The sequence below is a fragment of the Bacillus sp. CH30_1T genome, assembly GCF_008364765.1.
In the GTDB taxonomy this organism is placed as follows: domain Bacteria; phylum Bacillota; class Bacilli; order Bacillales; family Bacillaceae_B; genus Rossellomorea.
This window is the reverse complement of sequence record NZ_VTUY01000004.1, coordinates 197,087-222,418: the sequence shown is the minus strand read 5'-3', so window position 1 is coordinate 222,418 and position 25,332 is coordinate 197,087. Positions and strand designations below refer to the sequence as shown.

The following is a 25,332-nucleotide window of genomic DNA, read 5'->3' as shown; positions in this document are numbered from 1 at the left end:
TAACAAAATGATGTATTACGATCATGCTGCTTGATTGATTAACGAATAGCTGCCATTTCAATGAATTGAATAGATTACATTGAAGTTATACTCCTCAAGATTTTTTTCCCAAACAAGAATGTTGGATTTAATATTGAAACATGATAGTCTTGTTGGCATGACACCAAAATCACCAACATATTTGGTTGAGCCGTCTTTATTTTTCTTACTTGTTGGACGTATTCTAGAAAATCCCACCAACACCAAATCTTCTGATATAGGCTTAATTCCCCTGCACCATCCGATTTTCTCTTGATGTTTGCTGATTTCTACAAGGTTCACTACTCTCTCTATTTTAAGTGTGTTAGCGTTTACGATGACTATTCTTCCGTCAACTTGTGTAAAATAGATTTTCCCATTATAGACGACCCCATCATGTATTAGCTGACGACCTATGTTTATTCTCTTCATTCTGTCGGTTAAACAAATGGCGTCCTTTTGAAGGCACCTGGTCACCCAAATTTCATCATTTAGTTCAAAAACAAAATTGGGATGTGACAAGTGCGGTTTTGTAGTAGGAACTTTCCGATAATCAATATTTGGATCGAATCGGCTCCATGGCCCTTCGCCCATCACATTCCAGAGATTCACAATCCCACCTGCTGGATTTATTTCAGCTACCATATCCAATCCTGTGTTAGCGACCAATAGGTTTCCATTCTTCCTTGGTGTCACATGATGAACATCATTGAATAATGGTAAACTATAGTAGTCTATGAGCTTATGAGTAATGGCATTGTAGACCAGGATTTCTGTTTGGGTACATACAAACAGCCTATTATCTTTTAATGAAGCGGCTGTAAATGAAATGGAAGCTTCATGTGCAGGACAGACCTCCTGCGGAGAAATATATTCGATGACTCTTTCTGCTTCTTTGGTCGCCACATTCAATTTTAAGACTACCGCTTTTTTAAACTGTTCCCAATCCTTCATCACTTTTGATTTTTGTTCTGCCCCTACAAGGTATAAATCGTTCAACCCTATCACCTCATTATAATTAAAATTAATCTACCTATCGGATAGCAGGTCCCGATTTTAACAACTACGAATATTTTAAGGCTTTCCGAATAACTTCTCCCGATATTCTATGTAATGCTTGTATCTTTTGACATAAAAATCTAATAAAATAAGGCATTCTCCAAAATATTAGCCACTTAGCCCTCTACAAACAGGGTTAACTTACATATAAGAATAATAGGATTGTTTATTTGCTCGTATTAAATGATTGGAGGATATCAAATGAAAATACTATTCGTTTTTTATGTACCTAGTGGAGGAGTTGAAACGTTAAACAGGCAAAGATCCATCGCCCTAAAACAAGCGGGGATCCGGTGTGATTTTTTATATTACAGTAAACGGCGAGAATTATTGAATCATGAGAAATCAAATGTATTCATTACGAATGATGATCAGGAGATCAAGAACATTTTGCAAAAGGGAAAATATGATGCCATGGTGATCACTTCCGATTATGCGGCAATGGAAAGGTTTAGAAACCTAGGATTTAAAGGGAAAATCATTCTTGAGATTCAAGGGTTTGGACCTCAGAATGTGGCTCGGGCACAATTACAAAATGCAATACCATATGTACAGAAGTATTGTCACGCACTCCTGTATCCCAAGACTCCCCATATAGGGGTGATTTTCAGAGAGTTCTTCAAATCCACTCCTATTTTTGAGTTTAATAATTGCTTTGATCATAAAGCCTTCACCTACCAAAAGCATCCTAAAAAAGATAGAGCTATTGTTGCCTGGATTGGTAGATTGGAGGACAACAAAAATTGGCGTGAATTTTTACACATTGGTCAACAATTGATTAAAACGAATAAAATGATTGATTTATACATGTTTGAGGACCCAAGCTTGTCTACCCCAAAGGAGCGAAATGATTTTATCCAATTGAAAAACAGATTGAACCTAGATAAATATGTACATGTACTACAAAATGTACCGAATAATCAAATGCCTGGTTACTTCTCGAGAATCGGCGATTCCGGAGGATTTCTTTGCTCAACCTCAAAAGTGGAGGGGGCTCCCTATTCTTTGTTAGAAGCTATGAGCTGCAGGTGTCCCGTTCTAACAACAGACTCAGATGGAGTGAGGAGTTCGATCTTGCATAACCAATCCGGTAAGTATTATCAAATCGGAAACATTCAGCATGCCGTTCAACAAGCGGAAGAACTCATGTATAATTCCAAACTCCGTAATTACATCATCGAAAATGCTCTGCTTCACTTAAAATCTCAGTTCAGTCATGCACAGTACTGTAAACATTTCACACAAATGCTAAAGTCTATAGGTTTATAGATTCCTTTTGATTTAAGGGCACATGTTCAATCAAAGCTTCGTCCAAAAGCATATGCTATTAAAAATAGCAAAAGGTGAGATGTCATTTGAAAGCACTCGTTACTGGCGGAGCAGGGTTTATAGGCTCCCATTTAGTGGATACACTTATCTCCAAAGGCTATAGTGTTCATATTATCGATAATTTAAGCAGTGGTAAGAAGGAGTATATAAATCCTTTAGCCATTTTTCATGAGTTGGATATTTCTACTCCTGCGGCACAAAAAGTCATCCTTAAGGAAAAACCCGATTATATTTTTCACATGGCTGCCCAGGCTGATGTGTCCCGATCCACCTCTGCCCCACTAGATGATATGGACACAAATGTTGCAGGAACCATCAATTTATTGAATGCTTGCAGGCAGTATCCTTTGAAGAATTTCGTTTTTTCATCTACATCAGCGGTTTATGGGAATGTCTCCAGTCAAATGATTGACGAATCACACAAGACTTCCCCAATATCGTTCTATGGTTTATCAAAGCTTACCGCTGAAAACTATATAAAACTATTCCACGATACCTTCCAGATTCCATTCACCATCCTTCGGTATGGAAACGTCTATGGACCCAGGCAAACGTCTAAAGGAGAAGGAGGGGTCATTGCTGTATTTCTGGAGAAACTTAAGAAGCATGAACAGTTAAAAATCAATGGGGACGGGCTTCAAACACGGGACTATGTTTTTGTACAAGATGTGGTGGAAGCAAATATTGCAGCAACCGACAAAGGTAATCAGATGATTATGCAAATAAGTACAGGGGAAAGAACATCGATTCTTCAATTAATCGACTTATTGAAGAATTATCATACTAATGAAATTCACGCCTTCCATACAGTGGATAGACAGGGAGATATTAAGCATAGTTGTTTAGATAACACTCTTGCAAAACGTATATTATCCTGGAAACCATACTATTCCATTCAAGATGGAATGAGGGAAACCTATTTGTCCTACTCCTTCTAAATACCTCGAACATTAAAAAATCATCAATCAATTTACAAACCCAATTGATTGATGATTTTTTAATAGATAAAATTAGTTCTTTTTGCGGGAAATATTAAAGAAATTCTGATATTTCCTTTGGATATACTGTGATTCTTTGACCATTCCCCCCCCGTGTTTTGCAGAACCCATTCTGGGATGGACCCGATATAACAGAAGCACTTCATCCAGATAATGCATCTTAGTATAAAGGCTCAAGCGGCACCACATCTCGTAGTCCTGTGTGTATTTCAGTCTCTCATCAAACCACCCTGCCTGCTTTATTAAATCGATTTCCGCCATTACAGTGCATCCATTCACAGGGCATGCTTTTAATAGGAGGTTCTGAAATGCATCTCTATTCATTCTCCTGGAGTGGATCTCGTTCATCACTTTATTATTTATATCAATGGTTTTAAATGCTGTATAAGATACTTTAGAGCCAATTGACTTCATATAAGCAAGTTGCCTGGCGATTTTGCTTGCTAGAAACATATCATCTGAGCTCAACCAGGCAAAATATTTCCCTGTTGCTTGCCTTAAACCCTCATTTAAAGCTGAGGCCGTTCCACCATTTGACTTCCTTATATACTTTATCCTGTTTTTGAAAGGTTGAATTTTTTCAACATATTGAGTTGAACCATCATCTACAACGATGACTTCAATATCATTATAGGTCTGACGAAGAGCGCTCTGAATGGCTTGGTCAATATATGCACAATTGTAAAATGGAATAATAATAGATACCTTCACTTAGTTTTCCCCTCTTTCATCAAAATAAGTGATACTACCAATCTATGTAAATGACAGAAGGGTGCTTGTATCATTACCCAGTCCATAGAAAAAGAGTGCATTCAGCACTCTTTCATTCAATCATAATGTCGATATGTTTAACCTTTCCATTATTGATCTTGTAACATCTTAATTCTTCTTTCCCTCCTCCGATAGCAGCTATAAAATAATAAACCTCCGGAAATTGTGAGAAAGTAACATCGTCCTTTGAAGGGACAGGACTTCCATACGGATGGGAATGATATATCCCCATAAAAGCTTCCCTTTTATGAAGCATTTCACCTATGACATGATCTTGTTCATCGGGATCGATGGCAAAAGAATATGGTGTAGGTTCTGTATTTCTCATTGGCCAAATCGTCTGACAAAGATTCATGGAACCTGAAATTAACCCGCAAGCTTCATTCGGAAGCCCCTTTTCAACTTCAATCATCATCCTTTTGTACACTCGCTTAGGCATTCTTACGATTTCTTTAGGCGTTGCACCCGCAGCCCTTAAATTTAAATTTCGTCCTCTTAACTTCCATTTTGATTCGATCCTCTTTCTTAATTCCAATGGGTACTCTTTTTCTACGCATATAAATATTGTTGAGATCTTTGGATTGCATTTTTATCCCCCCTTTCAATTCACCTTATATACTTGTTGGGATTAAACATGGTACGTTTTGATTCAGATGCCATAGGGATATTACCGTATTCATCGAATTGAGGATTAACATGAGGAATTTGCTTTTTCTGCTGCTTCATATTTTTGTAAATTTCGTTTTTCTTTTTGGAATGAGATTGAAGGTCTTTCCTTAGTTTATCCAACTCCTTTTCCATTTCAACTTCACGATTACTTTTTTCCTTTTGCCTACCTGTATATTTTTCATTCAATAAACTTACTTCTTTTTCAAGGTCTTTTTCTCTTTGTTTATAATCTTCCAATTGATTCTTTAATAAATGAAGCTCATCCTCATAATATTCTTCAACTTTCTTTAATTCATCGTTCAATACACCTATTTTCTGTAAATAACTTTTGGTTGTATCCTCTTTTTCATTGTTCTTTTTCAACGTCTCCTCCACTTCATTGAATTTCATTGAATACGATACCAATTGCTCTTCAATCAGATTGAGTTTCTTCAGTATTTCCGGATGATTGTTTTTCTCTTCTTTACCCCATAAAAATTTCCACACTATTGTATACCACCTTTCTTTAATTGGACGCATGTATTGTTTTCGGTGCATTCGTAACCAATCAATCAGAGGAACGAAAGCGTATTTATATACTTCAACTTCAGCGGATTTTTTTTTCTCTGAAAGAAAGTACTCATTCGTTTCAATTAATAAAGAGATCGCTCCATTTTTAATTTTTTCGAGTGGCGATCTCATGTGACTCTGAGCACTTTCGTAAAATACTTTAACTTCCGGGATTGGTGTAGGTGCAAGATAGACATCCTTTGAGTTATCATGGATGCTTTCTTCCTTATATGCAACCTGAGCGTAATTGTCATTGGTCAGCTCATGTTCATGGGAAAGGGATTTCTTCATTAATTCCTGTTGCAGTTGTAGATCAAACTCAAATTCCATTTCAATATTTTGAAGCAGAAATTCAATTTGTTCTGTCAACATTAGGATGGTATGATGATTTTCCGCAATTTCTAATTGATACACCAAATGTTTGGATCTTTCTCTGGACAATTCTTCTGACACATTTTTAATTCGTCTCGAATAATGATTATAGAGAGATTCAATTTCTTCAGATATCATATGAATATCATTCATTAACTCAGGGTGGTCTGTGCCATGGTTAAGCTTATACTCCTCCTCGGTCACCTTTTTCACCTCCAATAATTCCTTTGTTTTATCTTATGTATGGTTTGTTTACATGTTAAAAAAAAGGAGAGAGTTCTCTCTCTCCCTCATTTAATTAGTCATCTAAGTCTCCAAGTAAGTCTGCAAATGTTTCACACTCACCAAACTCAACCAACGCATCTACTACTCCACTATCGAAGATTACAACATTAGCTGTATTTCTTAAGATTAAGCGGAAGCCTTCTGTAGGTGCATCAAAAATTTGAAGTTCATAGAATAATTGTTCAGGTGCACCGTCAAAGTAACGAATTCCTTCTCCAACTGCAGTAAGAGCATCGTCACCACAGGTTACTCTATCGATAGATGATGGATCGAAAGTAAAGGTGAAATCAGGTTGGAATCCTGTTGCTGTCGGTGCAGGAGTAGGACCTACTTCTGTATCAGTGAAAGAGTAAGACCATGTACTGTCTGCAAGTGAGCACTCTTGACAAATTTCAGCTCTTAAAGTTGATAGACCCGTTACTATATCAGCTGTTGCTCCAGTTCCGAATGTTGCTTCAGTATCTTCGTTTCTTGCAAGAGCAGTCGCCTGGCATTCACAGTTATCAACCGGGAATAATCCTGGACATTGACGAGGGAATTCTAGTAAGCTCAGGTCACATTTGAGTCTTTCTTCAGGTACTGGAATATTGTTTGGACGTGGGAAACAGAATTTAGCCAATACTTCAAGTTTAACCGGAAACTCTACTTGAACATCTTTACATAGTACGACTTTCAATGGGATCATTGGTCCAAATGGATCCGGCCCCATTAATACTCCACCAGAAGTCGCAATTACTTGAGTCGCCCTGATGTTTAAGTTGTCATTTGTAATTCCTGTCGGGACGCAAAGCATAATTTCGTCGGTGAATTGAGTGCGAATAGTGAATGAACACTCTGCAACCCCATCGATTAAAATCGTAACGTCTACAGGTACTGTCCAGACGATAAGAACTTTACCAGGATTACCATTTTCAATGATAGAACCTGATACGCTGACGTCAGATGGGTCTACTGGAGCAGTTTGCACCTCTACTCTTTGACCTGCCGCAAGAGCCGCGCTTACCGCTGCACGACAAGCTTCATCAGGAATGAAATTCTTGTTCTCATACTTGTTCGCAAAGAACACCCAGTCATATACTTTGTCTACACGAATACATTCTGGTGCTAAATCATTCGGATCCAATGGAATCGGAGACGGAGATGGTGTAGGAGTCTGGGAACCCCTAATTTGTTTACGCTTCTTCAAAAAAATCCTTCCTTCCTTTAAATGAATATTTATATCACACTATATCCTATGGACGATAAAGAATTTGGTATAGAGTAAATACCTATTTATTCAAAAAAAATTAATAGGCTTATTAATAGTTTTTCAAATACTATTAAAAAATAGGCTAATTCTATAGACATTTGACTGTACTTCTAACTCTAATCTTCATATCATATAACATAAGGAAAGGGGGAATGTATAACCTTTAACTAATTGCTCCACTTGTGATGTAAAATGATCAAAACTACAATAAACTGACATTCATATATAATACTTCAAAAACAAGCTTCTAATTGGTTACGCTTACTCTTTTAAATGAATATTACGAACGTAAACGCTTTTCTTATCATTGCAATGATATTAATTATAAATATAAAAGTCATGTAAACGCTGGGAAGTTTACATGGCTTATTTTATGGACAAATAGCGTTCATCTCGGTTGGTACATATACATAATAGTAAAAGCATACAGAAAGGAGTATTCAGACGTGAAATACCTTTCACCAATCCAACTTCAACAGCAAATCATCCATTATAGATCTGAATTGGAGAAATACAAACATAAATGTTCAACCTTGGAAAGGCACTATCTTGCTCAACAATACAACTCCATAAAAAAAGAAAATCGACGTTTAGAAAACTCGAACGAAGATTTTCGAGTACAGATTGAAAAAAAAGATGCAGAAAATGAACAATTATCCTTAAAATATCAATCCACCTATAAATCTCAGGAAAAGGAAATAAAAAAGCTTCGTTACACCATAAATCAATTAAAGGTTCAACTGCGTAAAATAAACCACCTATATTCATCGGAATTAAAAACATTGGTCGAACATAACTATTTAACAAATACTTCCCTTGAAAAGGAAATCATTTCATCACAAGTGGACCAATGTTATCTAATAAAAGAAAAAGAATTATTAACGATAAATACACAACAAATGGAAAAACAATTATTTATTAAAGAATTAGAATTACTGGAGATGGAAGAACTCATCGAGGAACAGAATATTCAATGGAATGAAGAGAAACAACATATACTCAGACTGAATAGCTTTGAAAAGCATAAAAACAATAACCTCTCGAATCAGAACAAATCCTTAAATATGGAGCTTTACGAAAAAGAAATGGAACTTCTTACGTTAAAGGAGCAAATTGAGGAATTGAAAATTGAGGGGACATTACAGGTACAACATTTGCTTATGGGTAAAAGCTTTGGGGAACATAATAACTACAATCTCTTGGAACAAAACGAATCTTTAAAGGCTCAACTTTACTTAAGAGAAATAGAATTGTATGAAGTCCAACAAACTTTTTCGGAATCTACATCCTATTACGAAGACTTACTTACCACCAAAGCGAATCAGCTTGAACACGCATCGAAAATGCAAATCGAAAAAACAGCCCATATCCAAAAGATCGAAACATCACTTAAAAGACTGTTGGAAGAAAAAGAGGCCTATACCACTACCCTTCATACACTAAGAAAGAACATTAAACGGATGAAGGAAGACGTATTCAGCTTCAAAGAGGAAGATTCAGATGAAATGAAAAATAAAATAAAAAGCTATGAAAACACAATTCAGCACCTGCAATTCACAAATGCTCACTTAATTGAAGAAATCAATAAATTAAAAAACCGGGCACCCAAATAAGGAGCCCGGTTTCTTCTATTACATAAATTCTTTGACTAATTCATCAAATTTATCTTCATCTAACTTTAATTCATGTGTACTCAATGGCTCTTCAGAATACCCGGTAACAAGATCCTGGTATGAAGGCTGTTCTTTGTTTTGATAGATCAATCCAGTTACCAGTCCATCCTTCTCCATGAGCGTATTCATTGCTTGCTCACGATTTGATGGATCATAGCCTTCAAGATCCGAGAGCTTTGTCAGGTTCTCTTTAAACCAATCGTACGTATTAATCTTATTATATGTTACGCAAGGGCTAAATACGTTGATCAATGAGAAGCCTTTATGATTTAGACCTGCTTCAATGATCGCCGTCAGCTCTTTCAAGTCAGAAGAGAAACTTTGGGCGACGAAGGTTGCACCTGCTGTCAGTGCCATTTCCATCGGTGCCAGTGCTGGCTCAATGCTTCCTTGAGGTGTAGACTTTGTCTTAAAACCAGATGACGACCGCGGAGAAGTCTGTCCTTTAGTCAGCCCATATATCTGGTTATCCATAACGATGTATGTGACATCTACATTACGACGGATCGCATGGATCGTATGGCCGAGGCCAATGGCAAATCCATCTCCATCCCCGCCTGAAGCGATGACGGTTAAATCCTTATTCGCCATTTTTAATCCTTGAGCGATAGGAAGGGAACGTCCGTGAATGCCATGAAAACCGTACGAGTTAATGTAACCTGATATACGTCCGGAACAACCTATACCGGAAACGACTGCTAACTGTTCAGGGTCCAGCCCTACGTTTGCCGATGCCCGTTGAATCGCGGCTTGAACAGAGAAGTCTCCACACCCAGGACACCAGTTGGGTTTAACATTATTTCTAAAATCTTTAAAGGTAGCCATGGATCAGATCAACTCCTTACATCTTGAATGAATTTCATTTGGTAAGTATGGTGTTCCATCATACTTTGTCATTTTTGTGATTTTATTTCCATACCCTACGTTCATTTTGATTATATTGGCTAATTGTCCAGTGGCATTATTTTCAATCACGACCACTTTCTTCGCTGATTGCATCAATGGCTCCAGCTCATCTGCAGGAAACGGATGGATTAAGCGGACATGAGCATGATTCACTTTCAGCCCATCAGCTTCAAGACGTTCCATTGCTTCTTCAATTACTCCACGTGTCGAGTTGAAACCGACTAATAATAAATCGGCTTCTTCATGTGGTGCATGAGTGTGGATTGGATTGTTAAAGTGGATGCTTTCCACCTTGCGCATACGTTTATCCATCTGTGCCTGCCTGTTTACTGGAGATTCAGACGGCTTCCCTGTTTCATCATGTTCGACTCCTGTTACATGATGAATACCGTTTTTCATTCCAGGAATGACACGTGGTGATACACCATCTTCCGTCACTTCAAAACGTTTAAAGTATTTCTTTGCCTCTAATTCATTTAATTCTGATTCATTACCGACAAGCTTCCCTCTACGAATTTCCACTTTGCTGTAATCAAGAGGTTCAACTGTTTGCTTCCCTAATGAAAGCTGAAGATCAGAAAGAATGATGACTGGACATTGATACTCTTCGGCTAAATTAAACGCCTCTACAGTATCATAGAACGCTTCCTGTACAGTACTTGGAGCGAGGACAATCTTAGGAATCTCTCCATGCGTACCGTAAATCATGGCCATTAAATCGGACTGCTCCTGTTTCGTTGGAAGTCCCGTGGACGGCCCTCCTCGCTGAGTATCCACCACTACTAAAGGCTGCTCTGTCATACCGGATAAACCGATTGCTTCCATCATAAGTGAAAGACCAGGTCCAGCTGATGCAGTGAATGAACGGATTCCTCCGTAGTTCGCCCCGATTGCCATTGTTGCAGCTGCAATCTCATCCTCTGTCTGGATAACCGTTCCTCCGACCATCGGAAGCTTCTTAATAAGGTATTCCATGATTTCAGAAGCTGGAGTGATTGGATATGCTGCCATGAGACGAACCCCACCAGCCAGAGCACCGAGAGCAATCGCATCGTTCCCGATCATGAACATCCGCTTATTTCCATCGGCTTCCTTCAGTTGTAATGAACCAACCTTGATTCCAAGCTCATCTTTCATCGATTGAAATCCTTGCTTGATAGCTTCCATGTTTTTCTCAACTACAGTCTCACCTTTACGGCCAAAAATTTCTTCCACAACCTCCTCGAAAACGTCTGGATCCAGGTTGAGAACGGCACAGGTCGCACCTACAGCTACCATATTTTTCATTAACGAAGTTCCCAGTTCTGTTGCTAACTGAGTGAAAGGAATGACATATAAAGAAGCATCCGTATCTTCAGGCTTTTCAGGCTTGAACTTCGCATCAGCAATAATCACACCATCGCTATGTAATTCTTTATAATTCACATCAATCGTTTCCTGGTCAAATGCTACTAAAATATCTAAGTCATCAGCAATTGCACGCACTTGTGTGGTGCTTACCCGAATCTTGTTATTTGTATGTCCTCCCTTAATACGAGAGGAGAAATGGCGGTAACCATATAAGAAGTACCCAAGGCGATTGAGGGCCATAGAAAAGATTTCACCCGTACTCTCTATCCCTTCACCTTGCTGGCCGCCAACTTTCCATGAAAGTTGTTCCTTCATTTATTACACCCCTTCAATCAATTTTTGCAACATCTATTAGAGAAGCATATTCTCTTCTTTTCGTTCAAACAACCTATTACTACAAAGGATTGTTGCAACTCTTATCTTTGTATACACTCTATCAGTTTATCACTTTTCTATTTAAATCACTACTGTATTAAAGAGATTATGAATGTACAGACTTAATTCCTGGTACAAAAAAACCATTAAAGGTATCTCTTTAATGGCAGGTTTTGTAGTCAATCTGGTATTCTTCCAACAAAGTTTTCAAACAAGAACTTTTTCACTTGTTTCTCGCTATAGTATCGTTGGAGTGTATTGATCAAGTTCTGATATTGATCAAATGATGATAATCCTTGTACGGTTTCTGATATCCCGTCGAAATCTGATCCAAAGCCAATATGATCCTCTCCACCCAAACTGCAAACATGTTCGATGTGCCTGATGATATCTGAAATCACCGCGGTTCCTTTTTTGTTTAGAAATGGTGGTACAAACGTGATTCCCATGACACTGTCCTTTTTGATTAACGCTTCAATTTGTTCGTTTTTCAAATTTCGGGGATTTGGACAAATGGAGTAGGCATTCGAGTGAGAAGCAATGGGATAATCAGCAATCTCGATTGTATCCCAAAATGCTTTCTCACATAAATGGGAAACATCTGTCCACAACTTGTTCTCGTTTAAGAATGAAACGACCTCATGGCCAAAATTAGTTAATCCTCCACCCCTTGGCTCCAGTGCTCCATCTGCAGCAGCATTGGCCCAATTCCACGTTAATCCAGCAGAACGTACCCCAAGTCGGTAAAGAATTTCAAGCTTGGTGAGATCCTCTTCTATCGCTTCAATGCCCTCAAGTGTAAGCATTGCCCCGATTTCATCATGCGCTAATTTCTCTATATCACTTTTGGAGGTGATAAATTTTAGTTTAGGGTTGGGTTTCAAGATTTGATTATGAAATAAGTTCACCATTTCCAAGGCAGCTTGAAATCGTTGACCTGGCTTCAAATTGGATGGGATATAAATAGCAAATAATTGTATCTTACTTCTGCTTTCGATCAGTTGTGGATAGGTAATATGTAAAGTGTGCTTCGTTTGAAATGCTTTCTTTCCCGGTTCTAAGTATAACTTCATCAATACATCACAGTGTGCATCAAATAACATGTTTTTTCATCCTTTCAAGTGCCTGACTTTCTTATAATTAATACTATGGAATAATAGAAAGGCTGTCCACTAAAGAATCCTCTCTTTAATGAACAGCCTATGGTTTATTATCTTGGTTCCACGATTAACTTTATCGCCGTACGCTCTTCCCCATCAATCAGAATATCTGTAAATGCCGGGATACATATCAAATCTAAACCACTAGGAGCCACAAAGCCTCTTGCAATCGCAACTGCTTTAACGGCTTGATTTAAAGCCCCTGCACCAATCGCTTGAATCTCAGCTCCTCCTCTTTCACGAAGAACACCGGCGAGTGCACCAGCTACAGAATTAGGATTAGATTTTGCTGAAACTTTTAATATTTCCATTCCTTTTCCTCCTTGTCATTTCCCCCATACCGTATGTCCGTGGTAAAGAACAAACTTGGTATAAATGATTCCACTGATACTATATTCAGGAAATGGACAAATCATTCCGGTCTCACCGAAAAAAGGAAAGAAAACATTTAATATTCTGCCATAAATGGATGGTCTTCGTTAATTAATATACGCTCGATTTTTTTCGCTTTACCCGTTTTTTGATCAATATCTATTAAGCAGGCACTCAAAATTTTGCGTCCTGTCTTTGGAACTTCAAAGCGAACAGGCAAACTTGTCTGAAATCTCTTCAGAACAGAATCCTTACTCATTCCTAATACCTCATCGTATGGGCCTGTCATACCTACATCACACATAAATGCCGTCCCATTGGGCAGGATGCGGTTATCCGCTGTTTGCACATGTGTATGGGTCCCTATTACAGCAGATACCCGGCCATCCAAAAACCAGCCAACAGCCTGCTTTTCACTTGTTGCTTCTGCATGAAAGTCAACGAAGATAATGGACGTTCTCTTCTTTGCTTCTTCAACAAGTTCATCCAGTGCCTTAAACGGGTCATCAAGGGGAGGCATAAAAGTTCTACCTTGGGCATTGATAACGGCAACCTCTTTTCCATACACTTCAGCAAAGACCAGGCCTCTTCCAGGGGTTCCTTCCGGGAAATTTGCCGGTCTCACCATTTGTTTCGATGAGTCAATAAAATTAAAAATGTCTTTATTATCCCAAGTATGATTACCGAGGGTTACCATATTGGCACCATCTTGCAAAAATTGTTTATAAATCTTCTCCGTGATCCCTCTGCCAGAAGCAGCATTTTCCCCGTTAACGATGGTGAAATCCGGTGAGTGCTTCTTTTTTAACTTTGGCAGGTATTCCGTGATCATTTCCCTGCCCATTGAACCGACTACGTCTCCTACAAATAAAATTTTCATGAAAATTCCCTTCTCTATATGTATTAAGTCTTGTAGTTATTGTATCACAAATCTCTTACGGTCTATTCATCTGTAAAGGATCCATTATAGGTTTATCCCCTGGATGGATAACATAACGATAAAAAAAGCTGACTCGAAAGGGGGATTTCCCTTTTCGAGTCAACCTCTTATTTCGCGTATTCGACATCCCTTGTTTCACGGATGACCGTTACTTTAATATGGCCAGGGTAATCGAGTTCATCTTCGATCCGTTTACGGATATCCCTTGCTAATCGGTGAGATTCCAAATCGTCGATGGCTTCTGGTCTAACCATAATACGAACTTCACGTCCTGCCTGTATCGCGAAAGATTTCTCAACGCCTTCATATGACTCTGAGATTTCTTCCAGCTTCTCTAATCGGCGGATATAGTTCTCAAGCGTCTCACTTCTTGCGCCAGGTCTCGCAGCAGATAAAGCATCAGCTGCAGCAACCAGAACGGCAATGATGGACGTAGGCTCTGTATCTCCGTGGTGAGAAGCAATACTGTTAATGACTACAGGGTGTTCTTTGTACTTCGTTGCCAGTTCAACACCAATTTCTACGTGGCTTCCTTCTACTTCATGGTCGATCGCTTTTCCGATATCATGAAGTAATCCAGCACGTTTAGCGAGTCTTTCATCCTCACCAAGCTCTGCTGCTAGTAAACCAGATAGATATGCTACTTCCATTGAGTGTTTTAAAACGTTTTGACCGTAACTTGTACGATACTTTAAACGTCCCAAAATTTTAATTAAATCCGGGTGAAGACCATGAACGCCAACTTCAAAGGTTGTCTGTTCACCAATTTCTCGGATGTATTCATCCACTTCACGTCGGGATTTATCGACCATCTCTTCAATTCGCGCAGGGTGGATACGCCCATCCTGAACTAACTTCTCTAATGCAATTCGAGCCGTTTCTCTACGAATCGGATCGAAACCAGAAAGAATAACTGCTTCAGGAGTATCATCAATAATCAAATCAATTCCTGTTAAAGTTTCCAGCGTACGAATGTTACGTCCTTCTCGCCCAATAATTCGACCTTTCATCTCATCATTCGGTAGGTTCACAACACTAACAGTTGTTTCTGCCACATGTTCTGCAGCACAACGTTGAATAGCCAGTGAAAGGACTTCTTTCGCCTTCTTATCTGCATCTTCCTTCGCACGTGTTTCATGTTCTCTGACCATAATGGCGATATCATGGGAGAGTTCATTTTCAACGCGGTCTAGAATGATTCCTTTCGCTTCATCACGAGTTAAGCTCGAGATACGCTCTAGCTCTGTTTGCTGTGATCGTACCATCTCGTCCACTTTGCTTTCCATCTCTTCAATATGTTGTTGTCTCTCGTTAAGAGTCCCCTCTTTTCTCTCGAGTAAGGCTTCACGCTTATCAAGCGTTTCATCTTTTCGATCGAGGTTTTCCTCTTTTTGCATCAAACGATTTTCTTGTTTCTGCAATTCATTTCTTCGTTCACGAAGGTCATTTTCCATTTCTGTGCGAAGTTTATGATTTTCATCCTTTGCTTCCAAAAGTGCTTCTTTCTTCAGAGCATCTGCCTCGCGCTTAGCATCTTCTAATATATGCTCTGCTGAACCTTTAGCACCAGCAATCTTTGCTTCAGCAATGGACTTACGAATTAGGTATCCAACAACTACACCGACGATAAGGCCAAGCAAAATGGAGATGATTGTTATAGGTTGCATTATTTCACCTCCTCTTGCTATGAACTGTCATCATGTCTTTTACATGTCGGCTTGTACATTGCTCAAAAGAACAAAATATACAGCGCTAGGCTTTCAAATATTCATTCGAAAAATTTGTAAAATATACATGTTAATTTTAAATCTCTGAAAATTTATTGTCAAGGGGTAGAGCCCTCTATCACTAGATTTCTCAAGGGATTTTTTCCAATCGACATAAATTGACACTGTCACTATCGGGTTATGGATGATTTTTTGACACCATCCATCTATTTGAAATTTTTTTGTTGAAATTGGAAGTTAACATCAGAAAACGATTATTTTATATGACCTTCTCAACTATAAGCGATAAGCATTAGAGAAAATCACTATTACTATTTTCTACCAATCAATAGCTTATCATACATAATAAAGAGAAGCACACCGAAAATGGCTGCTTCTCTTATTATGGTTAGTCTTCTAAAAGGCTTAACTCACTTTGATCATCAGTTTCAGCTCGACCTGTGTCCAATCCGTAATGATCACGGATTTTCAGCATGATTTCGCTGCGGATTTCCGGATTTTCTTTAAGGAAAATCTTCGCGTTCTCACGCCCTTGACCTAAGCGCTCTTCGTTATAAGAGTACCAGGCACCGCTCTTCTGAACAATATCAAGCTCCGATCCAAGATCGACGATTTCACCTTCTTTAGAAATCCCCTCACCGTACATGATATCTACTTCCGCTACACGGAAAGGAGGAGCTACTTTATTCTTTACGACTTTAATCTTCGTTTTGTTCCCTACCATTTCATTTCCTTGCTTAAGTGTTTCAGCACGACGGACTTCCAACCGTACAGAAGAATAGAATTTAAGTGCGCGTCCACCAGGAGTCGTCTCAGGATTTCCAAACATGACCCCAACCTTTTCACGAATTTGGTTAATGAAAATCGCAATGGTCTTAGATTTGTTGATGGCACCTGAAAGCTTACGAAGAGCCTGTGACATTAAACGGGCTTGAAGACCTACGTGAGCATCTCCCATCTCTCCCTCGATTTCGGCTTTAGGTACAAGTGCTGCAACCGAGTCGATAACGATGGCGTCTACCGCTCCACTACGGACTAACGCTTCAGCAATTTCCAGTGCCTGCTCACCTGTATCAGGTTGAGAAAGTAATAATTCATCTATGTTTACTCCAAGCTTTTGAGCATATTCAGGATCAAGTGCGTGCTCAGCATCAATGAATGCCGCCTGTCCGCCTTGAGCCTGGACTTCTGCAATGGCATGAAGTGCTACTGTTGTTTTACCGGATGATTCCGGACCATATACCTCGATGATTCTCCCTCGGGGATACCCGCCAACTCCAAGAGCTGCGTCCAATGCCAGTGAACCACTTGGGCATGTTACTATTTTTCTATCAGTCTGCTCCCCCAGCTTCATGATAGAGCCTTTACCGAATTGCTTTTCTATTTGTTTTAACGCCATATCTAAGGCTGCTTTACGATCGCTCACAAATCTTCCTCCTTTGAATATAGAACTTGAAATAGACAACTTATAAGCTTGTCTCAAATCCAACCTATCTATACTATAAACGTTTTTATAATAGAAAACAAGAAAAAAATCGAACATTCATTCGGTTTTTTTCTATGGGTGTTTTGGATTGAATTTAGAGCGGTTTCACACAAAAAAACTGCCTTCCATATCAGAAGACAGCCAATGTACAATTACTTACTCAATTCTTTAATCAAATAATACCAACCATACTTCGCCGTTCTCATTCGGTTAGCATTTCGTCCGCCTCCAAGATTCAATAGAAACGTTTTAGTTGGTTGATCTTTCATGGACAACCCAATCCAAACGGTTCCTGCAGATTGACCTCCGTGTGATCCGGGACCTGCTGCACCTGTAAAGCTGATCCCGATATCGGATGATAAAAGTTCTTTGACGTTTTCTGCAAGCTCTTGTGCACACTTTTCGCTTACTGAGGTATGCTGTTTAAGTGTACTTTCTTTCACGGAGAGTACCTTCTTCTTAACCTCATCCTGGTAACAAATTACCCCACCATTCAGGATGGAAGATGCACCTGGTAATGAAGCTAATTGAGCTTGAAAGAGACCCCCTGTTAAACTCTCTGCACATGATAGTGTGAAACCTTTCTCTTTTAATAATTTGAATCCCACCTCGACGAGAGAATCCTCATCATAGCCGTAGAAGTATTCTCCTGCAATATGCATAATCTCAATTTCTAATTCATCCAAAAGGGTGATGGCCACATCTTTCGATTCGTGTTTGGCCGTCAGCCTCAGTGTTACTTCTCCGTCACCAGCCAGTGGGGCAATGGTCGGATTGGTTTGTTGATCAATCAGATTTTCTAATTCTGTTTCCAGCTGAGCTTCCCCAATGCCAAAAAAGCGCAGGACCCGTGAATGGATGATTTCTTTCTTCTTTAATAGTGTAAGGATAGCCTGTTTGCCGTAAGTACTGAACATCGGTTTCATTTCAGATGGAGGCCCGGGTAAAAGCATGTATGCTTTACCATCTTTTTTCAATAGCATGCCGGGAGCCATACCGTAATCATTATTCAACACTTGTGATCCAGATAAAATGAGAGCCTGCTTCTCATTATTGGGGGTCATCTCCCGATTGACCTTTTTAAAATAGTCTTTTATTGATTCCAAGGCGTCTTCGTCCATGCTCAAAGATGTACCTAATGACTTCGCAATGGTTTCTTTCGTCAAATCATCCTTCGTCGGTCCAAGTCCACCAGTGAAAATCAACAAGTCTGCTCTCCCTTGACCTACTGAAATCGCATCATGCAATCGTTCAGGGTTGTCTCCAACACTAGTATGGTAGTAGACATTCACCCCCATTTCAGCCAGTTGCTCTGAAATGAATTGAGCATTGGAATTGACAATTTGACCTAATAGTAGTTCTGATCCTACCGCTATAATTTCTGCATTCATCCTTATTCCCCCTGTCATTGATGTAAAGAAGGGGATGATTCCAGTAGAATCAATCCCCTTGTTAATTATTTCGAATTTACAAATGCTTTTTTGTTATGTTTGAAATAGTCCCATCCAGACCAAATAGTAAAGAACATAGCCACCCAAAGGGCAATGGTCGCAAATGGCAGATTGATCAGTTCGAAAATGGCATTATGCAGAAGCAGCGCTGAAATAGCGATGATTTGTGCCCATGTTTTAATTTTCCCAAGTTGACCCGCAGCAACCACTTCCCCTTCTCCGGCTAACACAAGGCGAAGGCCTGTTACCGCAAACTCTCGGCTGATGATGATAATGACAATCCAGGACGGGGCAAGACCAAGCTCAACCAGTACAATCAAGGCAGCGGATACAAGCAATTTGTCCGCTAATGGATCTAGGAATTTCCCCAGGTTCGTAACGAGATCAAGCTTTCGAGCATAATAACCGTCAATCCAATCGGTTGTTGCCGCAATGATGAATATCAAAGCCCCCACAAAATGCTTGACCGGCATTTCTGCCCCCAAAAACATCATGTCACCCCAGTTTAAAGGTGCAAGCATAATGATTAAAAATAATGGAATTAAAAATATCCTTGAAACTGTAATCTTATTAGGTAAGTTCACCTTTCTACCTCCAATACTAAAAAACACGTCTAGCTATAGTATGTAAGAAAAAGGAGTTATTAAAACTCCTTTCACCTCAATTATTGTGTCGCTTTAGGTTCATAGTTAATGATAATATCCTGTCTTACAACATCCGTAGAAGACACCTTGTACTCAAGCTGATTGCCGTTTACTGAAATATTTGTATTCGAAGCGTTACCGATTACAAGATAAGCAATTTTATCGGAGGAAAAGTCAAAGCCCTTTTTATTACCTTCTTTTAATAACCCTTCAAACAACAATTCATCCTTCGTGTTATATACACCGACCCAAGTATCACCCTCAGCAGATAATTCCAGCTTGAATTCATCTGCATTTTTTAGTTCATAGGTTGTTTTATAGCCTGTAGTATTAACAGCCTCTAATGTTTGTTCTGGTTTTTGTTCTTTTTCTTCCCCGGCTTTTTCATCTTCTGAAGATTTATTTTCCCCTGTTTCTTCTTTATCTTTAGGTTCTTCTTCAGGCTTTTCACTTTCAGCCGGTTGGTTTTCATCTACAGCGACTTGCTCCTGATTTTCTGAGGTTTGTGTCTCAGGGGCTTTATCCCCCACTTTCCCTTGCAAAAATATCCATGCGGCAATCAAGGCACCTATAACGAACAGGGCAATAAGCAGTTTGGGTACGAAGTCAAATACCTTGGTAGAGCTTTCTGATACGGACTTTCTTGACTGAACTCTGGAAAGGGAGACCGGTATCTCATCTTCATAGGTTGTCGGAATTTCATCCTTATGTTCCTCAAAAATCACTTCAGGAGGAAGGCCGACCGCTTCACAATACTGTTTAATAAATGCACGTACATAGAACTTCCCGGGCATCGCGTCATACGAACCTTCTTCTATCCCAATCAAATAGCGTTTTTGAATCTTTGTTATCCTTTGTAAATCATCGAGACTGTAACCTTTAGCTTCACGGGCTTCCTTTAAACGATTTCCTAATTCCGTCACCACTTAACACCTTCCAATATTAAAAATCAAAACCTCCAAAATCGGAATTTTGAAATAGATTATTTTGTTCTACTAATTCATATGTAATTTCTTCATCAGGATCGTTTCTAAGTTCAATGATATAATCAAAATCTTCAAGTGAATATTCAGAGTTTTGAACGAATACGTCAGGATGTTCGATTACTTTCACAGCAGGCAATCTCATGATTTCCCTTACTAGTTGCCAGTGTTTTTCACTTGCACGGCGAGTTGAAACGATACCGTCAATAATAAATAAATTTTCAGATGAATACTCGTCTTCAATCAGCTTGCTTCTTATTGTCTGCTTTAATAATGTAGAAGAGACAAAGAGCCATTTCTTATTTGCACATACACTTGATGCCACGATGGATTCGGTCTTCCCTACCCGGGGCATTCCCCTTATCCCAACAAGCTTATGTCCTTCTTGCTTAAATAGCTCAGCCATAAAGTCTACTAATAAACCCAGCTCATCACGAACAAACCGAAACGTTTTCTTGTCATCGGCATCACGCTGAATATAACGGCCGTGACGAACGGCAAGGCGATCCCGTAATTTCGGCTCACGGAGCTTTGTTACATTAATTGTATCCATCGTTTGTAAGATGGACTCGAGCCTTATTATCTGTTCATCATTGTTTGCAAGAAGAAGCATTCCCCTTCTGCCTTCATCTACTCCATTTATCGTCACTATATTTATAGAAAGCATTCCTAATAACGAGGAAATATCACCTAAGAGGCCTGGACGATTTTTTTGAATTTCATATTCTAAATACCATTCTTTGCGTTCCATTGGTTCCCTCCTGAAAAAACTGTGACATTCCAATTCGATAAAAATCGACATTTTTCGGAAAAGTTATTTAAACATCTAGGTATTATAATAAATGATTTTCCGGTAATAGAAAAGCAAAACCTACATAAATATGTACAATTTCTCATTTTAAACCTCATAAGCTGTTTATAGTAAAGAAGTATAGACTTCACCCGAAATGAATGATCTTCTCAAGTGATTCTTATCGCAGAGTATATATAAGAAAAAGGAGAGGAAAAAATCCCTCTCCTTAACGAGTACTATTGTTATTAACAAGTTTAACCATCATGTTCGCAATGGCATGTTGTTCTTCAGGAGAAGCGACAGACCATAAATCCGCTAACACTTTTTCCTGATCGTTCTTAGCTTCGACTTGATTCGCTAAGTAGTCCCCGATTTGGTAAGCTAAATCAGAAACTGTTTCATTTTCCATTCCACCATGTTGAGCCTGGTGAAGACGGTCACCTAAGAAATTTTTCCAATCAGACCAGTTATCTAATACAGACATTTGTCATGACCTCCTTTATTGAAATACAACCTTAGTTTGTATCCAGGAGGAAAAATTATTCGCCTTAATCATTTGACTAAAAAACTTTTTCATGTATGCCATCCACCGTTGATGGAGATGGTTTGACCAGTTATATAAGAGGATTTGGCAGAAGTGAGAAATTGAATCGAGTCGGCAATTTCATCTGCCTGAGCAAGACGCCCCATTGGAATCTCCTCCCTAAGAGCTTCTAGTTCACTTTCAGAAAACGACCCCATCATCGAGGTATCAACTGCCCCTGGAGCAATTGCATTGATCCTTACTCCGCTTAGAGCAAGCTCCTTACTCAATGATTTCACAAATGCCAATTGCGCTCCCTTAACAGTTGAATAAACGACCTCACACGCTCCGCCTATCTGTCCCCAAATGGAGCTTACCATTACAATACTCCCCTTACGTTCTATCAGCTTAGGCAATAACTTTTGAATGAGAAGTAAAGGACTTTTAACATGAACGTTAATCAAATAGTCCACCTCTTCTTCAGTCTGATCTTGAAACATTCCCCAGCTTGAATTCCCACTACTATAAATAATGGCATCAAGTTGGAAGATACTGTTCACGAGACTCGCGACTTCTTCTGGGAGGGCAAGGTTTGCCCGAATGGGGATTGCCTCCACCCCATACTTTTCAATCTTATGTAGCAGCTCTGTTATAGCTTTTTCATTCGTATGATAATGTAAATATAAATTCCATCCCTCTTCTGCCAAACTTAAAGCCGTACTGCTTCCAATTCCCCCTGAAGCGCCTGTTATTAAAGCATATTTCATCAATTTCCACCTCAATGTCCACATAAAGAGAGGAACTACCCTAGAGCAGCTCCCTCCGTTATTATGATTTTGGTACTACCTGACACACCGTAAAGCGCTCTTCACTGATAATGGTACTGGCAACGGCTTGAATATCATCATACTTCAATGATTCAAGTGTTGGTACAACTTCAAAAAGATCCATTTCGTTAAAAGCATAGCGTGTGAATTGATTTGCAATAAACTCAGGAGAATTAATGGCACGTAAAAATGCACCAATTTTCTTTTTCTTCGTTCTTTCTAACCCCTCTTCTGTAAAGAGAGATTGTTGTTTGGCTTTAAGTAGCAGCGATTGTACTTTCTCGGCCAGCTCATCCGGCTTTTCCGTATCTCCACCGACGGTTAGGAATCCAAAGCCATTTTCTTGTGTATAGTCATAGTGGAATGTTTCATCAATCAATCCATCATTGTATAGTTCAGAATAATACGTTGAGCTTTTACCAAATAGCATATCCAGGAAAACGTTCATCGAAAGCTCTTGTCTAAGCATATCCTTGCCTTGCTGATTCGGTTCAGGCGCTTTAAGACCTACCAGGCACTTAGGACTTTGCACATTCATCTTAAGGACTTGCTTCTTCTCAGCAACCGTTTCTGGTTCATCATCAAATTTCCGCTTGATCTCAGGCATTTTTTCATAATCCTTCTTTTCCTGATTCGAACGGATTTGATTCATGATTTGATCCGGGTCTACAGATCCCACTACAAAGAGAAGCATATTGCTTGGGTGGTAGAATGTGTTATAGCACTGATACAACATATCCTTCGTAATTGGTGTGATAGACTCAATCGTTCCTGCTATATCAATCTTCACAGGGTGATTTTTGTACATATTCTGAATCACGCCAAAGTATAATCGCCAGTCAGGGTTATCATCATACATGGTGATTTCCTGTCCGATGATACCTTTTTCTTTTTCGACTGTCTTTTCTGTAAAATACGGGTCTTGAACAAAGTCAATAAGCGTTTCTAAATTTCGTTCTACATTGGTAGTACTTGAGAATAGATAGGCCGTTCGTGTAAAGGATGTGAAAGCATTAGCCGACGCTCCCTGGCGGCTGAATTGCTGGAATACATCCCCGTCCTCCTTTTCAAACAGTTTATGCTCCAAGAAGTGGGCGATTCCATCTGGAACCTTAACGAATTCTTCTTCGTTCAGAGGGACAAAATGATTGTCAATGCTTCCGTACTTTGTCGTAAACGTGGCATATGTCTTATTAAACCCTTTTTTCGGGAGAATATAAACATCCAGTCCATTAGACATTTTTTCATAATATAAGTTTTCCTGTAGTTGATCGAAAGAAATCTTCTTCATCTTTATCCCTCCATTCCTGTTAAAAAGTAGATGGTATCAAGCTCGACTTTATTTGCTGCTTTCACGATGTCTTCTTTCGTCGTCTTCTCTATTTCTTCAAGCCAATGTTTTAAATCAATTTCTTCATGGGCGACAGCATTATGATATAGGACCTCAACCAACCCACGGGAAGTATCAATGGTTTCAAGCAGTTGATTGCGGATGACCGCTTTCGTTTGTTCGATCTCACTATCCGTGAAGTCTCCATCCTTCATGGCTTGCAGCTGATCATTTATGATTCCGACTGCTTGATCATATTTCTCAAATTCTATGCCTGACATAACCATCAATAATCCTTTGTGACTTTCTAATCTACTTGCTGCATAGTAGGCTAAGCTCGCTTTTTCTCTCACATTTATGAACAATTTAGAATGTGAAAATCCACCGAATATGCCGTTGAACACCTGAAGGGCAAAGTAATCATCATCACCATATTGTGTATGTGTCCGGTAGCCCATATTAAGCTTACCTTGCTTCACATCCTGCTTTTCTTTCACGACGTTTTCCCTTTCTTTTTGTTCCACTTCCGATGAATGGACTTCGAGAGGGGTACGTTCGTTTATTTGGAGGAGTTGATCACACAGATTTTCAACTTCCGCAACATCTACATCGCCGATGACATAAAGATCGAATTGATCTTCATTCATGACTTTTTGATAATATTCATATAAACTCTTGGCTGTTATGGACTCTACTTCTTCACTAATGCCATTAACATGAAGGGCAAATCGCTCCCCTTTACACATTTCTTCTACAAGCCGGGAATTAGCGTAGCGCATTTTATCGTCATATACTGCCTGTATTCTCACCTTCTGATTTCGTTTTTCTTTCTCGACCGTTTTCTTATCGAATTCGTTATTTTCAATATGAGGATTTTGCAGGACATCTGCTAAAAACTCAATTCCTTTTTGAAGTAAGGGATCTGAGTCCCTTAAAAACTTTTCGTTGGCAATTTCAACTGACATGCTGACCACGTGATACTCACCTTTTTTACCTAAATCCGTAAAAAAGTTAGCACCATATAATTCATCCAGGTAGGATCTTAATTCCGTTGTACTCGGATAGGTCTTTGTACTGCTTTGCATCACATGAGGGAGTAATCCGCGTAAAGTAACTGTTTCTTGGTCTAAAGGAGCTTTCATTTTCAAAATCAGACTGTTGGTTTTATACTTATCCGTTTGAACGATATGTAGCGTGTACCCTTGTTTCTTCTTTACTACTTCATTTATGGCTGTCATAGTACCGTCCTCCTTAGTTCCACACTTCCGTCATTTTTGAAATCAAAAAAGTTATAAACACCTTTATTGTGCGGTATTTACGTATAACTATACATGTAGTGAGTTGTTGATTTCAAGCATCTTCCTCTATTGGAAAAATACCCATAGAGTAAACTAGTATATGTATGGAAAATATTCAATATGTTTCATTCTTTCGTTTCGTTATATGAAAAATAACTAGCTTCGAAAGAACCACACAAAAAAGGTACCTCGAGA

Annotated in this window: 23 protein-coding genes; 3 read left to right on the top strand and 20 right to left on the bottom strand. The window is 39.1% G+C overall.

All coding sequences use genetic code 11. From position 1 onward, the window contains the following. Positions 1-57: 57 nt before the first annotated feature. On the bottom strand, positions 58-1,017 hold the full coding sequence (locus F0342_RS08740) for a YncE family protein (RefSeq protein WP_149155579.1): 960 nt from the start codon (positions 1,015-1,017) through the stop codon (positions 58-60). Positions 1,018-1,278: 261 nt separating this feature from the next. Between F0342_RS08740 and F0342_RS08735 the strand changes: the two genes are divergently transcribed. Together F0342_RS08735 and F0342_RS08730 are read left to right on the top strand one after the other, a co-directional pair. After that, positions 1,279-2,346: a glycosyltransferase family 4 protein gene (locus F0342_RS08735; protein ID WP_149155578.1), complete on the top strand. Its 1,068-nt coding sequence runs from the start codon at positions 1,279-1,281 to the stop codon at positions 2,344-2,346. An 86-nt stretch (positions 2,347-2,432) separates the two neighbouring features. Beyond that, positions 2,433-3,344 carry an NAD-dependent epimerase/dehydratase family protein gene (locus tag F0342_RS08730; protein ID WP_149155577.1) on the top strand — a complete coding sequence of 304 codons (912 nt, stop codon included), beginning with the start codon at positions 2,433-2,435 and terminating at the stop codon, positions 3,342-3,344. 72 nt (positions 3,345-3,416) lie between these two features. Here the strand turns inward: F0342_RS08730 and F0342_RS08725 are convergent, their stop codons facing one another. The 4 genes from F0342_RS08725 to F0342_RS08710 form a co-directional block, all read right to left on the bottom strand. Continuing rightward, positions 3,417-4,115: a glycosyltransferase family 2 protein gene (locus F0342_RS08725; protein ID WP_149155576.1), complete on the bottom strand. Its 699-nt coding sequence runs from the start codon at positions 4,113-4,115 to the stop codon at positions 3,417-3,419. 112 nt (positions 4,116-4,227) lie between these two features. Further along, positions 4,228-4,710 (bottom strand): M67 family metallopeptidase, encoded by a 483-nt coding sequence (locus tag F0342_RS08720; protein WP_149155575.1) that lies wholly within the window; start codon positions 4,708-4,710, stop codon positions 4,228-4,230. A 71-nt stretch (positions 4,711-4,781) separates the two neighbouring features. Further along, on the bottom strand, positions 4,782-5,969 hold the full coding sequence (locus tag F0342_RS08715; RefSeq protein WP_149155574.1) for a hypothetical protein: 1,188 nt from the start codon (positions 5,967-5,969) through the stop codon (positions 4,782-4,784). A 94-nt stretch (positions 5,970-6,063) separates the two neighbouring features. Beyond that, complete coding sequence (locus tag F0342_RS08710; protein WP_149155573.1) at positions 6,064-7,236, bottom strand: BMQ_0737 family morphogenetic spore coat protein; 1,173 nt, start codon at positions 7,234-7,236, stop codon at positions 6,064-6,066. A 509-nt stretch (positions 7,237-7,745) separates the two neighbouring features. Here F0342_RS08710 and F0342_RS08705 point away from each other — a divergent pair. Continuing rightward, on the top strand, positions 7,746-8,912 hold the full coding sequence (locus F0342_RS08705) for a hypothetical protein (protein ID WP_149155572.1): 1,167 nt from the start codon (positions 7,746-7,748) through the stop codon (positions 8,910-8,912). An 18-nt stretch (positions 8,913-8,930) separates the two neighbouring features. On the opposite strand, the gene F0342_RS08700 is transcribed toward F0342_RS08705, so the two are convergent. The 15 genes from F0342_RS08700 to yfmF form a co-directional block, all read right to left on the bottom strand. Beyond that, positions 8,931-9,797 (bottom strand): 2-oxoacid:ferredoxin oxidoreductase subunit beta, encoded by an 867-nt coding sequence (locus F0342_RS08700; protein WP_149155571.1) that lies wholly within the window; start codon positions 9,795-9,797, stop codon positions 8,931-8,933. A 3-nt stretch (positions 9,798-9,800) separates the two neighbouring features. Next, entirely contained in the window at positions 9,801-11,543 is a 1,743-nt protein-coding gene (locus tag F0342_RS08695; RefSeq protein WP_149155570.1) for a 2-oxoacid:acceptor oxidoreductase subunit alpha, read from the bottom strand. 239 nt (positions 11,544-11,782) lie between these two features. Next, entirely contained in the window at positions 11,783-12,706 is a 924-nt protein-coding gene (locus tag F0342_RS08690) for a dipeptidase (protein WP_149155569.1), read from the bottom strand. 107 nt (positions 12,707-12,813) lie between these two features. After that, complete coding sequence (gene spoVS, locus F0342_RS08685; protein WP_034760060.1) at positions 12,814-13,074, bottom strand: stage V sporulation protein SpoVS; 261 nt, start codon at positions 13,072-13,074, stop codon at positions 12,814-12,816. 137 nt (positions 13,075-13,211) lie between these two features. Further along, positions 13,212-14,015, bottom strand: a complete 804-nt coding sequence (locus tag F0342_RS08680; protein ID WP_149155568.1) for a TIGR00282 family metallophosphoesterase — start codon at positions 14,013-14,015, stop codon at positions 13,212-13,214. A 167-nt stretch (positions 14,016-14,182) separates the two neighbouring features. Then, complete coding sequence (gene rny, locus F0342_RS08675; protein WP_149155567.1) at positions 14,183-15,742, bottom strand: ribonuclease Y; 1,560 nt, start codon at positions 15,740-15,742, stop codon at positions 14,183-14,185. Positions 15,743-16,190: 448 nt separating this feature from the next. Next, positions 16,191-17,228: a recombinase RecA gene (gene recA / locus F0342_RS08670; RefSeq protein WP_148969298.1), complete on the bottom strand. Its 1,038-nt coding sequence runs from the start codon at positions 17,226-17,228 to the stop codon at positions 16,191-16,193. Positions 17,229-17,440: 212 nt separating this feature from the next. Beyond that, a complete protein-coding gene (locus F0342_RS08665) occupies positions 17,441-18,679 on the bottom strand; it encodes a competence/damage-inducible protein A (protein ID WP_149155566.1) in 1,239 nt (412 codons plus the stop codon). 65 nt (positions 18,680-18,744) lie between these two features. Further along, positions 18,745-19,323 (bottom strand): CDP-diacylglycerol--glycerol-3-phosphate 3-phosphatidyltransferase, encoded by a 579-nt coding sequence (gene pgsA, locus F0342_RS08660; RefSeq protein ID WP_149155565.1) that lies wholly within the window; start codon positions 19,321-19,323, stop codon positions 18,745-18,747. A gap of 80 nt (positions 19,324-19,403) precedes the next feature. Continuing rightward, positions 19,404-20,306 carry a helix-turn-helix domain-containing protein gene (locus F0342_RS08655; protein ID WP_149155564.1) on the bottom strand — a complete coding sequence of 301 codons (903 nt, stop codon included), beginning with the start codon at positions 20,304-20,306 and terminating at the stop codon, positions 19,404-19,406. Positions 20,307-20,325: 19 nt separating this feature from the next. Further along, complete coding sequence (locus F0342_RS08650; protein WP_149155563.1) at positions 20,326-21,117, bottom strand: DUF3388 domain-containing protein; 792 nt, start codon at positions 21,115-21,117, stop codon at positions 20,326-20,328. Between the two features lie 268 nt (positions 21,118-21,385). Then, positions 21,386-21,643 (bottom strand): DUF3243 domain-containing protein, encoded by a 258-nt coding sequence (locus F0342_RS08645; protein WP_149155562.1) that lies wholly within the window; start codon positions 21,641-21,643, stop codon positions 21,386-21,388. An 89-nt stretch (positions 21,644-21,732) separates the two neighbouring features. Continuing rightward, positions 21,733-22,452 (bottom strand): elongation factor P 5-aminopentanone reductase, encoded by a 720-nt coding sequence (gene ymfI, locus F0342_RS08640; protein WP_149155561.1) that lies wholly within the window; start codon positions 22,450-22,452, stop codon positions 21,733-21,735. A 58-nt stretch (positions 22,453-22,510) separates the two neighbouring features. Beyond that, entirely contained in the window at positions 22,511-23,800 is a 1,290-nt protein-coding gene (gene yfmH / locus F0342_RS08635; protein WP_149155560.1) for an EF-P 5-aminopentanol modification-associated protein YfmH, read from the bottom strand. A gap of 2 nt (positions 23,801-23,802) precedes the next feature. After that, complete coding sequence (yfmF, locus tag F0342_RS08630; protein WP_149155559.1) at positions 23,803-25,077, bottom strand: EF-P 5-aminopentanol modification-associated protein YfmF; 1,275 nt, start codon at positions 25,075-25,077, stop codon at positions 23,803-23,805. Between the last annotated feature and the right edge of the window lie 255 nt (positions 25,078-25,332).